This window comes from Gluconacetobacter sp., from assembly GCF_047721585.1.
Classification (GTDB): domain Bacteria; phylum Pseudomonadota; class Alphaproteobacteria; order Acetobacterales; family Acetobacteraceae; genus Gluconacetobacter; species Gluconacetobacter dulcium.
The window spans coordinates 1-12,222 of sequence record NZ_JBDNXE010000116.1; the positions used below are offsets into that span (position 1 = coordinate 1).

A 12,222-nucleotide genomic window follows, 5' to 3' on the forward strand; every position below is an offset into this window, starting at 1 on the left:
CGGTCCAGCCGCTGCACGTAATGCAGCGTGCGCATGTTGTGCAGCCGGTCCGCCAGCTTGACGATCAGCACCCGGATGTCCTTGGACATCGCGAGCACCAGCTTGCGGAAATTTTCGGCCTGCTTGGTGCGGTCCGACTGGAGTTCCAGCCGGGTCAGCTTGGTGACGCCGTCCACCAGATCGGCGATCGCCGGGCCGAATTCGGCGCGCAGGCGATCGTGCGTGACCCCGGTATCCTCGATCGTGTCGTGCAGCAGCGCGGTCGCGATGGAAGCCGGGTCGAGATGGAAGCCGGCGAGGATGCTGGCGACGGCCAGCGGATGGGTAATGTAGGGGTCGCCGTTATCGCGCGCCTGCCCGGCATGGGCTTCCTGCGCGACGGCGAAGGCGCGGCGGATCAGGTCGAGATCGGCATCCGGAGCATAGGCACGGACGCGCCGCACCAGCCCTTCGCAGGAAATGACGCGGGCGGGAGGGGGCTCGGGCGCCGCATTCCCATCCGTGTCTTCAGGCCCATCCGTGCCTTCAGGCGCGGTCGAAGCAGCGGAAACCAGCGCCCGGTCCTCGCCCGGCGCGGGCGAGGCCGGCGCCTGGGCGGTGACATCGACGACCATGTCGGTCGGGCCGGCCGCATCCGCTGCCATGGGCTTATCGCCGCGAACGGCCGCCCAGTTCGGCCTCGATCGCGGCCTCCAGCTCTTCGGCCGACATGCCGGCGCCGTGGGCGGCCTCTTCCTCGGCCGAAACGTCCTGAAGACCGAAGATGTTCTGCTCGGTCGGGATCAGGTCCATCACTTCCTCGTCGGCCGGCTCGGGCTCCGGCGCGCGGGCCAGCGAGCGGACGAGATCGGTGCGGATCTGTTCGAGCTCGATCGTCTGGTCGGCGATTTCCCGCAGCGCGACGACCGGGTTCTTGTCGTTGTCGCGGTCGATCGTCATCTCCTCGCCACGCGACAGGCCGCGCGCGCGCTGCGCCGCCAGCAGAACCAGCTCGAAGCGATTGGGAACCCGTTCAACGCAATCTTCGACGGTGACGCGCGCCATAAGGCAAGCCTCCGGTATTTACATTATTAAAAAAAACGATTTTATCCACAGTGCGGCGCAAACGCAAGGCCGGGTTTGGTGGGATGCCCCGTCACGTATCGTCCAGCCGGCGGATCTCCTGCGCCGGGAGGGATGCGATCGCCGCCCCGACGCGATGCCCCGTGCGGGGATTGCGCCAGTCCGGCGCCACATCGCGCAGCGGGAGCAGGACGAAGGCCCGCTCCTCCGCCCTGGGATGCGGCAGGACGGGATCGGGCGCGTCACGCACGCAGGAGCCCATCGCCACGATATCGAGATCCAGCGGCCGCGCGGCGTTGGCGACCGTGCGCCGCCGCCCCGCCTCGGCCTCGATCGCCTGCAAGGCGGCCAGCAGCGCGGCGGGGTCGATCTCGCCCGCCACGTTCACCACGCCGTTGACGTAGGGCGGCTGGCCGGAGGGGGGAACCGGCGCGCTTTCGTACCATGCCGAGACCGCGACCACCCGCAGGCCGGGAATGGCGGCGATGCGCCCGACGGCCCAGCGACAGGTCTCGATCGGCGTGCTGCCCCCTTCACGCGGCAGATTGGCCCCGATGGCGATGAGGATCATGGTGACGGCCTGGTTGACGGGATGATCGAAATCTTCTGAAACATGAAATATCCAATTGACTTTTTATATTTTCGCCCGAAAACGTCCTGTATATTTCGTTTCGACCGTATCAATTTTTCCGCGACGGCTCTAATCTGACGTTTGTTGAGCATATTGTTCAGGTTCGGCACTTCATCCGCACGACTTTTCAACCTCAGGTCATTTTACGAGGATTCATAACCCATGTTTTTTCAACCCGGCGAACGGACTTGTCTTTTCATCGACGGCTCAAATCTCTACTCGGCCTCGCGTCATCTGGGGTTCGATGTCGATTACCGCAATCTGCTGACATTCTTTCGCTCGAAATGCCATATCATCCGTGCCTATTACTATTCGGCGATCCTGGAAAGCGAGGAATATTCCCCGCTCAAACCGCTGACCGACTGGCTGGTCTATAACGGCTATTCGCTCGTTACCAAGACGGCCCGCGAGTTTGTCGACCAGAACGGGCGCCGGCGGGTGAAGGGCAGCATGGATATCGAACTGGCCGTCGACATGATGGAGATGGCCGCGAAGATGGACCATGCCATCCTGTTCAGCGGGGATGCCGATTTCCGCCGCCTGCTGGAAAGCGTGCAGCGCCAGGGCGTGCGGACCACGGTCATTTCGTCCGTGCGCACCTCGCCGCCGCTGATCGGCGACGACCTGCGGCGGCAGGCCGACCAGTTTGTCGATCTGGCCGATATCGCATCGCACTTCACCCGGCGTCAGAGCGAGGCGCGGGTCGTGCGCCAGCAGCAGGCCCCGATCCGCCACCCCGCCGACCAGTTCAGCGAACTGGACGACGACGAAGACTGATTTGCGGCACCGCCGGGCGGGGCGCCATGCGCCCTGCCCGGCCGAGACGCGCGGAGGACAGGCCGCCAGCGCGCGTTTGCGGTCAGGCTCTCAGCTTTCGAGTTGCAGGCTGCGCGTCGTGCGCTCGTGCACCTGGGCGCAGAGTTCGGGCCGGTCGGCCAGCGGGGCGCCGTAGGACGGGATCATTTCCCGCAGCTTTGCCTCCCAGCGCGGCAGTTCGCTGGGGAAGCATTTGCTGATCACGGTCAGCATGATCGAAACGGCGGTCGAGGCCCCAGGCGACGCGCCGAGCAGGGCCGCGACCGTGCCGTTGGCCCCGGTGACGACTTCGGTGCCGAATTGCAGCACGCCGCCCTTTTTGGCGTCCTTCTTGATGACCTGCACGCGCTGGCCGGCGGTGATCAGTTCCCAATCCTTCGCCTGGGCGTTCGGCACGAAATCGCGCAGGGCATTGAGGCGCGTCTCGTTGGATTGCAGCACCTGCTGCACCAGGTAGCGGGTGAGCGGCATGTTGTCGCGCGCCACCGCCAGCATGGCGCCGAGATTGTCCATGCGAATGGATTTCGGCAGATCCCACAGCGAGCCCTGTTTGAGGAACTTGGTCGAGAAGCCGGCATAGGGGCCGAACAGCAGCCCCTCCTTGCCGTCGATCACGCGGGTGTCGAGATGCGGCACGGACATCGGCGGCGCGCCGACCGATGCCTTGCCGTAGACCTTGGCATGATGGCGGGAGACGATGTCCGGGTTGGTACAGCGCAGGAACTGGCCGCTGACCGGGAAGCCGCCGACGCCCTTCGATTCGGGGATGCCGGTCTTCTGCAACAGCGGCAGCGCGCCGCCGCCCGCGCCGATGAAGACGAAGCGCGCGCCGACCGACACGGTGGCGTTCGACGTGAGGTCGCGCACCGCCAGCCGCCAGGAACCGGAGGCGTCCTGCTTCAGGTCCTCGACCTCATGCGACAGTTTGAGGTCGAAACCCGGCTGGCCGGAGAGGAAATTGACCAGCAGGTGCGTCAGCGCGCCGAAATTGACATCGGTGCCCGCCGCGATCCAGGTCGCGGCCAGCTTGGTGCCGGCGGTGCGGCCTTCCATCACCAGCGGCATCCATTGCGCAAGCTGCGCCGGGTCGGTGGAGAAGCGCATGCCGCTGAACAGCGGATGATCCTTCAGGGCTTCGTACCGGCGGCGCAGATAGTCGCAGTTTTCGTCGCCCCAGACGAAGCTCATGTGCGGGATCGGATTGAGGAACGCGCGGGGCGAGGCGATGATGCCCGATTCGACCAGATAGGCCCAGAACTGCCGCGAAAGCTGGAATGCCTCGTTCACGCCGACCGCCTTGGAAATGTCGATCGTGCCGTCGGCGCGCGAGGGGGTGTAATTCAGTTCGCACAGCGCGGAATGGCCCGTGCCGGCATTGTTCCAGGCGTTGGAGCTTTCCTTCGCCACGTCGTCCAGCCGTCCGAACATCCCGATCGACCAGTCCGGCTGCAGGAGCTTGAGCAGCGCGCCGAGCGTCGCGCTCATGACCCCTCCGCCGATCAGGACGACATCATAGGCGGATTCGGTTCGGGTCGTATTCGAGGTCATGACATTCTCCGGAACGAGGCGCGCAGGCCGAAGCCTGTGAATACGGTCTGGGCCGCCGGTCCCATCGCGGCGGACCGAAGGCGGGAAAGAGTGGTCGTCCAAGGACCGGACGAACCTGAACCGGGTGGCATGCGGGCCGTATCGTCGCGGACAATCCGCCCATCGCACAAACGGGATCGCAGAGCCATAACCCGGTCCGGTCCTCCGGAACGCCCCAACCTCTTGCCATCTGAACCGGCATTCCGAGACATCATCTCTGCGCGAGCCCATCCTGACCCGCTCCATCGGGCGCGGCAAGCGGGGACAGAAGACCGATCCGGCCTGTTCCTTCTTATTGCTTCCATTTTCTGGAATTCCCCGGTGGAACTGCGGGTCTTTCCATTCCGGCAGCGCATGACTGTCAGGCTTTTCCCGCATCGTGGCAAGGGAACCATCACCGAAATCCGGATGGCCGGTTCAGGCCGGCGGCGGCGTTGCGCGCCGGGGCATGGCCCGCCAGACCCGGTAGGCCAGCAGGCCGGCCACGACCCCGCCATAGAGCAGCGTTTCCGCCCGGATCACCTTGAAAGACAGGATGAAATGGATGGCGGCGCAGAGCGCGGCCGCGTAGGCCAGGCGGTGCAGCGCCTTCCAGCGCCGGCCCAGCCGGCGGATCGACCAGCGGTTCGATGTCGCGGCCAGCGCGGCCAGGATGGTGAAGGCGACCATGCCGAGGATGATGAAGGGCCGTTTCGTCACGTCGGCCAGCAGGGTGGGCAGGTCGAACCCCTGGTCCAGCGCCACATAGGCCGACAGGTGGAACAGCGCGTACCAGAAGGCCAGCAGCCCCAGCGCGCGCCGGTAGCGGAGAACATTGACCCCGGTCAGGTCCCGCAACGGCGTGACGCACAGGGACAGGATCAGGAATCGCAAGGCCCACAGGCCCAGCGTGCGCTCGAATGTATTGACCGGATCGGCGCCCAGCCGGTCGGTCGCGCCCAGCACGAACGACACCGCCGCCGGAAGCAGCCCGAAACCGTAGAGGGCCAGCCGGATCTGGCCGGCTGACCGTGCGTACCAGGCCGCCATCAGAAATCGCGCCGCAGGTCCATGCCGGCATAGAGGCCGGCCACCTGTTCGCCATAGCCGTTGAACGGCAGGGTGGGCTGACGGGCGGCGCCGAAGAAGCCGCCACCGGCCCCGATCGGCCGCTCGCTGGCCTGGCTCCAGCGCGGGTGGTCCACGGCCGGATTGACGTTGGCGTAGAAGCCGTATTCGTCGGGAGCGCGGAGGTTCCATGATGTGCGGGGCTGCCGGTCGGTCAGGCGGATGCGCACGATCGATTTGATGCCCTTGAACCCGTATTTCCACGGCACGACCAGCCGGATCGGCGCGCCGTTCTGGTTGGGCAGGGTCTGGCCGTACAGCCCGACCGCCAGGATCGTGAGCGGGTGCATGGCCTCGTCCAGGCGCAGCCCTTCGACATAGGGCCAGTCGAGCACCGGCAGCACGCCGCCCTGCCCCGGCATTTCCGACGGGCGCACCACCGATTCGAAGGCGACATATTTCGCGCTGCCCAGCGGCTCGACCTCGGCCAGCAGGTCGCGCAGCGCGAAGCCGATCCAGGGGATGACCATCGACCACGCCTCGACGCAGCGCATGCGGTAGGTCCGCTCTTCCAGGGGGCGGGTCAGCAGCGCGTCGATGTCGTAGGTGCGGGGTTTGGCCACCATGCCGTCGACCCGCACGGTCCAGGGGCGGGGGTGGAACGCGCCGGAATGTTCGGCCGGGTCGGTCTTCTCCAGTCCGAATTCGTAGAAATTATTGTAGTGCGTCACGTCGCGCAGGGGCGTGGGCTTGAGCCCCGTGCCCGACAGGGCGCCCGGACGGGCCGCCAGCTCCGCCGCCCCGGCCGGGCGTGGCGGCAGGATCGAACCCGTGAGGCCGGCGCCGGCGGCGGCGGCCAGAATGGCGCGCCGCGACAGCCACAGCGCGGGTGGCGTGATGGCGGAGGATGGCGGTGCGGGGTAGCGAAAGACGCGCATGAGGGGCCTTCTTTCCTGGGGCCTGCTGGGGGCCCGGCACGCGCCGGGCAGAGGGCGTGACACCGCCGGGATCGTCCGGCACCTTGCCGGAAACGGGACGGTATTGAAAAGGAACAGGACCATGACCGATTCCTCTGATCACGGCACGGCAGGGACTGTCGGCTTTGTCGGCTTTGGCGCCATGGCCAGCCGCATGGGCCGAAACCTTGAAGCCTCCGGCTATCAGATCGTAGCCTATACCCCATCGGGCAAGGGTGGCGACGGCACGACCCGCTTTCTGCCCTCGCCCCGCCAGTTGGCCGAAGCCTCGGGCGGGACCGTCATTCTCTGCGTCCCCGATGACGAGGCGCTGGCCAGTGCCGCCTATGGCCCCGACGGCGTGCTGGCGGGCATGGCGGCCGGGACGCTGCTGATCAATACCAGTTCGGTGTCGCCGGAAGCCTCGCTGGCGCTGGCGGCAGCGGCCGGCGAACGGGGGATCGCCGCACTCGATGCCCCGGTGTCGGGCAGCACGCCGGAGGCCGATGCCGGGACGCTGGTGGTGCTGGTCGGCGGAGAGGCGGAGGTTGTGGCGCGCGCCCAGCCGATCTTCGACATTATCGGCCAGACGACGATCCATGCCGGGCCAGCCGGCTGTGGCTCCAAGCTGAAGCTGGTGATCAACGGCATCATGGGTGTGGGGCTGGCCGCCGTTGCCGAGGGCTTCAGCTACGGCGTGGCCGCCGGGCTGGACCGGGACATGCTGTTCGAGGCGCTCGATTCGGTCGCGGTGATCTCGCCCCATCACAAGCGCAAGCTCAAGGCGGCCAGGGCGGGCGATTTCCGGCCGCAATTCCCGACCCGCCTGATGCAGAAGGACATGCGGCTGCTGCTGGACGCCGCCGCCCGTGTCGCCGCCCCGGTGCCGACCATGGCGACCACCACCCAGCTTCTGTCGCTGACGCGGCGGGCGCATGCGAACGACGATTATTCCGCGCTGTTCGCCGTGCTGGAAAGCATGGTGGCCAATACGCCGTAAGGCGCGCCGGCCTTCAGCCGAATGCCATTGCCGCCATGACGGCCAGCCGGTCGCCGAGGCCGCGTGGCGCCGGGTCGGCCCCACGGGCGAGGTCGCGCCGGGCCAGCACGCCCGGCAGCGCCGCCGCCCTGGCCGGGCGCGGCAGGCGCCGGCGGCCGGCCTCGGCCAGGAATGCCTGCCCCTCGCGGCGCAGGTCCGCGCGCAGCGCCCGCGCGATGTCCGGCGGCAGGGGGGCGCCGTCGCGAATCGTGTCGCCCGACAGGCCGGATTCGGCCAGCGCGGAATCGGGCACCGGGCAGCGGCCGCTGGCCAGCACCAGTTCCAGATGCCGCACCAGGCCGCCCGCGCCGTAGGCGGCGCCGTGCGATTCGACCGCTTTCAGCAGGTCCGGGTCCGTCACGCCGGCCGCCTGGGCGATGGCGACCTGTATGCCGCCGGCGCCGCCGCGCATTGCCGTGCGCCAGGCGGGCCAGTCCGCCAGCCCGTCCAGTTCGGCCTCGCGGGCGTCGAGGATGCCCAGCAGGGTTTCGGGCTTCACGCGGCCCTGCGCGATCAGCGCGCGGATGGGGTCGGCGATTTCGTGCGGGTGGGGGGTGCCTTCGATGATTTCGCGCCACCATTGCAGGCGGATCAGCCCCGCCATCGACCCCGCGACGGCGCGGGACTGCATGCCGCCGAGGGCACGAACGGTTTCGTGATTGAAGGCGAGCAGGGTGAAAGCGGCTTCGCGCGCCGCCGCCGGCAGGAACAGCGCGCACAGGAAGCGGTCGGGGTCGGCGCGCCGGGCAATGGGGGCGCCGGGGGAAACTCCGGCGGCGGCGGCGCGTCTTTCCGGGGGGGCCGTCATGGCAGTGCGTGTCATGACAATGGCTTGCCGCGCGCGACGGCGTGGCGCAAGAGTTTCGGCCGGCGGGTCGGCCGTCCCTGTTCCGTCACTTGACGCCCCTTCCCCGCCCCCATAGCTCTGACGGGCGGCGTTTTCGCCGCTGCAATTCCAAGGAGAACGTCCATGGCTTTCGAATTGCCCACTCTTCCGTTCCAGACCAACGCGCTGGCGGCGCGCGGCATGTGCCAGGAAACGCTGGAGCTGCATCACGGCAAGCACCACCAGGCTTATGTCACCGCGCTGAACGGCTTCGTCGAAGCCAAGCCCGAACTTCAGGGCAAGTCGCTGGATGAAATCATCCTGGCGGTCAAGGGGGATGCGGCCCTGGCGCCGGTGTTCAACAATGCCGGCCAGCATTGGAACCACATCCTGTTCTGGCAGAACCTGTCGCCGACCGGCGGCACGATCCCCGACGCGCTGGCCGCCAAGATTGCCGAGGATTTCGGCAGTGTCGAGACGTTCAAGACCGACTTCAAGGCGGCTGCGACCTCGCAGTTCGGCTCGGGCTGGGCGTGGCTGGTGCTGGGTTCGGACGGCAAGCTGAAGGTGACCAAGAGCGCCAACGGCTCCAACCCGCTGGCCGAAGGCCAGGGCAAGGTGCTGCTGGGCCTCGATGTGTGGGAGCATTCCTACTATCTCGACTTCCGCAACCGTCGCCCCGACTACGTGACCAACTATCTGGACAAGCTGGCGAACTACGAGTTCGCCGAGGCGCAGCTCAAGGCCGCCTGAACGGCCGACGGTACCGCGTGACCTGGAATGCCCGGCCCCCTTGGGGCCGGGTTTTTCATGTACGGCCGCCGGAGAGCGGCCCGGCGTGCCCGATATCGCGCAGCCTGACGCCGGCCGCGAGGTCGCGCTCGATCCGCTCCAGCGTCAGGCCCTTGGTCTCGGGCACGAACAGGGCGACCAGCAGCACGAACAGCGCGTTCAGCCCCGCATAGAGCCAGAAGGTCGCGGACAGGCCCAGGCGGTCCATCAGCGACAGGAACGACACGCCCACGATCATGTTGGCGACCCAGTTGGCGGCGGTGGAGCAGCCCACGCCGAACTCCCGGCCTTGCAGCGGCTGGATTTCCGCGCACAGCACCCATGTCACCGGCCCGGCCGAAAAGGCGAACCCGGACACGAAACAGATCATGCCGCCGATGGCGAGCGCCTGCGCCGTCGTCTCGCGCACTTCGGCGGAGGGGGAGATGCCCAGCAGCGCCATGCCGATGGCCATGACGACCAGGCCGCAGACCAGCAGCGGGCGGCGGCCCCAGCGATCGACCAGCCCGATCGCCACGAAGGTGGCGGCCACGTTCACCGCGCCCACGATGACGGTGCCCCACAGGCGCCCATGATCGACGAAGCCGGCGAGGCCCAGGATGCGCGGGGCGTAATACATGACCACGTTCATGCCGGTGAATTGCTGGACGAGCTGCAACGTCACCCCCAGCGCCACGGAGCGGCGGAAATTCCGGTCCCTGCGCAGGAGCGCCCAGCCCGAGGTGCGGACGTGCAGGCGGGCGTCGATCTCGCGCAGTTCGCGGGCGACACTCTGGCCCTGGCCGCGCAGGTCCTGCAACGCGCGCCGCGCGGCCTCGCGCTTGCCGCGCATCATCAGCCAGCGCGGGCTGGCCGGCAGGAAGGCGACGCCGATCATGAAGACGATGCCGGGAAAGGCCACGATGCCCAGCATCCAGCGCCATGTGTCGAAATAGGAAAACAGCGCGTTGGAGACGAACGCCGCCATGATGCCGAGGGTGATCATGAGCTGGTAGATCGCGACCATGGCGCCCCGGTGCCGGGGATCGGCGATCTCCGCGATATAGAGCGGCGCGGTGAAGGTGGAGATGCCGACCGCGAGGCCCATCGTCACCCGCCCGGCGATCAGCGTGCCGACCGACCCGGCCATGGCGCAGAACAGCGACCCCGCCACGAACAGGGCCGCGCCGATCAGCAGCGTGTGCTTGCGCCCCCAGCCGAAGGAGAGCCGTGCCGCGATGGGCACGCCCAGCGCCGCGCCCACCATCATGGCCGCGACGATCCATTCCTGCACGAGCCGGGTGGCGTGAAATTCGCGCGCGACGGGGCCGAGCGCGCCGGAGATGACGCCGATATCGAGACCGAACATGAGCCCGGCCACCGACGCCAGACCCGAGGCCACGCCGGCCTGGCCACGCATGCAGGCGGGCTGGCAGACGGGCTGGAAGCGTTCGGCGCCCCGCCCGGCCCCGCGCTCGGCCCTGACTGCCTCGATCTCTCCGTACAGCGTCATGCCCCTTTCCCCCCGGATAGGGCTTAACGGCCGGCGAAGCGGCCGGTTCGCCGGCCGCCGCCGGGCGCGGTTCAGCCGGCCTTGGGGGCGGCGTCGTTAGCGGGCTTGGCGGTGCTGGTGACGACCGAGGTCAGGGTCTCGCGCACCACCGTCACGCGGACGTTGGGGGCGATTTCGATCTCGATTTCGTTCGAATCGTCGCGGATCTTCTGCACCACGCCGATGATGCCGCCGGCCGTCAGCACCCGGTCGCCGCGACGGATCGCCGCGAGCTGGGCGCGCAACTGCTTCTGCTTCTGCTGCTGCGGGCGGATCAGGAGGAAATAGAAGATCGCGAACATCGCGACGTAAGGGAGGATCGACATCAGCCCGCCGGCGCTCAGGAGCCCCCCCTCGCCTCCGGCGCTCTGGGCATATGCCGGGGTCACAAGGAAATCTGAAAGTGCGGTCATGTCGTGCTTTCGGCGCTCATTTAATGGGTTGCGGGCTGAGGCAGTGGACCATAGTTTTCGTCCGTTTCCCGTCAAGGCGTCGGTTTGCTTTCCGCCGCGCTCCGGGTCCGATCGCGCCTTTCCAGCCACAGGACCGACGATGGAGTCTCACCCTCTCCTGCCCTTTCTCGACCGTATCGCCCAGGCGCTGGAGCGGCTGTCGCCCCCGCCGCCGAGCCTGGCCGGGCTGGATGCCGCCGATGCATTCGTCTGGCACCCCGCGCGGGGCCGTCTGGAGCCGGTGGCCCATGTGGCGCATGTCGATATGGACCTGTTGCGCGGCGTCGAGACCCAACGCCGGCTGGTGCTGGACAATACGCTGCATTTCGCCCGTGGTTTGCCGGCCAACAACGTGATGCTGTGGGGCGCGCGCGGTATGGGCAAGTCCTCGCTGGTCAAGGCCGCCCATGCGCGGGCCAACCTGACGGCGGAGGGCGTGCCGACGGCGCCCGGCCGGGGGAGCCTGGTGCTGATCGAGATCCAGCGCGAGGACCTGTCCACCCTGCCCGACCTGCTGGCCCTGCTGCGCACCAGTACGCGCCGCTTCGTCGTCTTCTGCGACGACCTGTCGTTCGAGAGCGAGGATGCCGATTACAAGGCGCTGAAATCGGTGCTGGATGGCGGGATCTCGGGCCGGCCGGAGAACGTGCTGTTCTACGCGACCTCCAACCGGCGGCACCTGATGCCCCGCGACATGATCGACAACGAACGCTCGACCGCCATCAATCCGTCCGAGGCGGTCGAGGAGAAGGTCTCGCTGTCCGACCGGTTCGGGCTCTGGATCGGCTTTCATAACTGCGCGCAGGATGTCTTTCTGGACATGGTGCGGGCCTATGCCGCGACCCGGCGCCTCGCGATCGGGGAGGACGAGCTGGCGCGGCGCGCCAATGCCTGGTCGGTTGCCCGTGGCGGGCGCTCGGGGCGCGTCGCCTGGCAGTTTATCGAGGACCTGACCGCCGAACTCGCCACCTCGCCGCACGTTGGGGAGCCCGTTGGGAAGCCCGTTGGGGAATCGACACGTCCTTGATCAGAATCAAGGCCGGCGACCGGTGCGTTGCCTGATATCATAAGGGCTTCCAGCCTGACCGGCGGGAAGAGAAACCGGGCCCTTGCCGCTGCCGGGCAATGACATGGATTATCAATTGCGCGACAGGATGAGATGCCTCTTTAATGCGTGCGGCTTCTGTCACGATGCCGCGCGACCCACCGGACAGCCGCAGGCGACCGAGCACATAGAGAGACGATGAACCAGATTTTTTCGACGGACAGCATGCCTCGCCCCGCCTTGACCCTCGGGGAGGATCTGCGGCGCATTCGCTGTGATCCCGATTTCTGGTATCCCGTGGCCTGGTCGCGCGAACTGAAGGCCGGCAAGACCATCGGCACCCGCTATGCCGGCCTGCCGATCGCCCTTGTCCGCCCTGTTGAAGGCGAAGTCTTCGCGCTGGAGGATCGCTGCGCCCATCGGCAGGTGCCGTTGAGC

14 protein-coding genes are annotated in these 12,222 nt (G+C 67.6%); 5 read left to right on the forward strand and 9 right to left on the reverse strand.

Annotated features, from left to right (window positions below; genetic code table 11):
* The 3 genes from ABF821_RS16640 to folK all read right to left on the reverse strand — a co-directional run.
* The coding region (locus ABF821_RS16640) for an HD domain-containing protein (RefSeq protein ID WP_415530831.1) at positions 1–644 on the reverse strand (644 nt) is incomplete at its 3' end.
* Between the two features lie 4 nt (positions 645–648).
* Positions 649–1,044 carry a DNA-directed RNA polymerase subunit omega gene (gene rpoZ, locus ABF821_RS16645; protein WP_114727759.1) on the reverse strand — a complete coding sequence of 132 codons (396 nt, stop codon included), beginning with the start codon at positions 1,042–1,044 and terminating at the stop codon, positions 649–651.
* 91 nt (positions 1,045–1,135) lie between these two features.
* A complete protein-coding gene (folK, locus tag ABF821_RS16650; RefSeq protein ID WP_415530832.1) occupies positions 1,136–1,633 on the reverse strand; it encodes a 2-amino-4-hydroxy-6-hydroxymethyldihydropteridine diphosphokinase in 498 nt (165 codons plus the stop codon).
* A 222-nt stretch (positions 1,634–1,855) separates the two neighbouring features.
* Between folK and ABF821_RS16655 the strand changes: the two genes are divergently transcribed.
* A complete protein-coding gene (locus ABF821_RS16655; protein ID WP_182972684.1) occupies positions 1,856–2,470 on the forward strand; it encodes an NYN domain-containing protein in 615 nt (204 codons plus the stop codon).
* Positions 2,471–2,560: 90 nt separating this feature from the next.
* On the opposite strand, the gene ABF821_RS16660 is transcribed toward ABF821_RS16655, so the two are convergent.
* From ABF821_RS16660 to msrP, 3 genes are all read right to left on the reverse strand, one after another.
* Positions 2,561–4,057, reverse strand: a complete 1,497-nt coding sequence (locus ABF821_RS16660; protein ID WP_415530833.1) for a malate:quinone oxidoreductase — start codon at positions 4,055–4,057, stop codon at positions 2,561–2,563.
* Between the two features lie 456 nt (positions 4,058–4,513).
* Complete coding sequence (gene msrQ / locus ABF821_RS16665; RefSeq protein ID WP_415530834.1) at positions 4,514–5,125, reverse strand: protein-methionine-sulfoxide reductase heme-binding subunit MsrQ; 612 nt, start codon at positions 5,123–5,125, stop codon at positions 4,514–4,516.
* Positions 5,125–6,081, reverse strand: coding sequence for a protein-methionine-sulfoxide reductase catalytic subunit MsrP (msrP, locus tag ABF821_RS16670; RefSeq protein WP_415530835.1), 957 nt, complete (start codon positions 6,079–6,081; stop codon positions 5,125–5,127). Before msrP ends, msrQ begins: the two co-directional genes overlap by 1 nt.
* 121 nt (positions 6,082–6,202) lie before the next feature.
* Between msrP and ABF821_RS16675 the strand changes: the two genes are divergently transcribed.
* Positions 6,203–7,099 (forward strand): NAD(P)-dependent oxidoreductase, encoded by an 897-nt coding sequence (locus ABF821_RS16675; RefSeq protein WP_415530836.1) that lies wholly within the window; start codon positions 6,203–6,205, stop codon positions 7,097–7,099.
* A gap of 13 nt (positions 7,100–7,112) precedes the next feature.
* Here the strand turns inward: ABF821_RS16675 and ABF821_RS16680 are convergent, their stop codons facing one another.
* Positions 7,113–7,961, reverse strand: coding sequence for a squalene/phytoene synthase family protein (locus tag ABF821_RS16680; protein ID WP_415530837.1), 849 nt, complete (start codon positions 7,959–7,961; stop codon positions 7,113–7,115).
* A 147-nt stretch (positions 7,962–8,108) separates the two neighbouring features.
* Here ABF821_RS16680 and ABF821_RS16685 point away from each other — a divergent pair, with 147 nt between their 5' ends.
* Positions 8,109–8,717, forward strand: coding sequence for a superoxide dismutase (locus ABF821_RS16685; RefSeq protein ID WP_183009355.1), 609 nt, complete (start codon positions 8,109–8,111; stop codon positions 8,715–8,717).
* A gap of 55 nt (positions 8,718–8,772) precedes the next feature.
* On the opposite strand, the gene ABF821_RS16690 is transcribed toward ABF821_RS16685, so the two are convergent.
* Together ABF821_RS16690 and yajC are read right to left on the reverse strand one after the other, a co-directional pair.
* A complete protein-coding gene (locus ABF821_RS16690; RefSeq protein ID WP_415530841.1) occupies positions 8,773–10,155 on the reverse strand; it encodes a sugar porter family MFS transporter in 1,383 nt (460 codons plus the stop codon).
* A gap of 164 nt (positions 10,156–10,319) precedes the next feature.
* A complete protein-coding gene (gene yajC / locus ABF821_RS16695; RefSeq protein ID WP_182972690.1) occupies positions 10,320–10,700 on the reverse strand; it encodes a preprotein translocase subunit YajC in 381 nt (126 codons plus the stop codon).
* Between the two features lie 139 nt (positions 10,701–10,839).
* Between yajC and ABF821_RS16700 the strand changes: the two genes are divergently transcribed.
* Together ABF821_RS16700 and ABF821_RS16705 are read left to right on the forward strand one after the other, a co-directional pair.
* Positions 10,840–11,766, forward strand: a complete 927-nt coding sequence (locus tag ABF821_RS16700) for an ATP-binding protein (protein ID WP_415530838.1) — start codon at positions 10,840–10,842, stop codon at positions 11,764–11,766.
* A 216-nt stretch (positions 11,767–11,982) separates the two neighbouring features.
* The coding region (locus ABF821_RS16705; RefSeq protein WP_415530839.1) for a Rieske 2Fe-2S domain-containing protein at positions 11,983–12,222 on the forward strand (240 nt) is incomplete at its 3' end.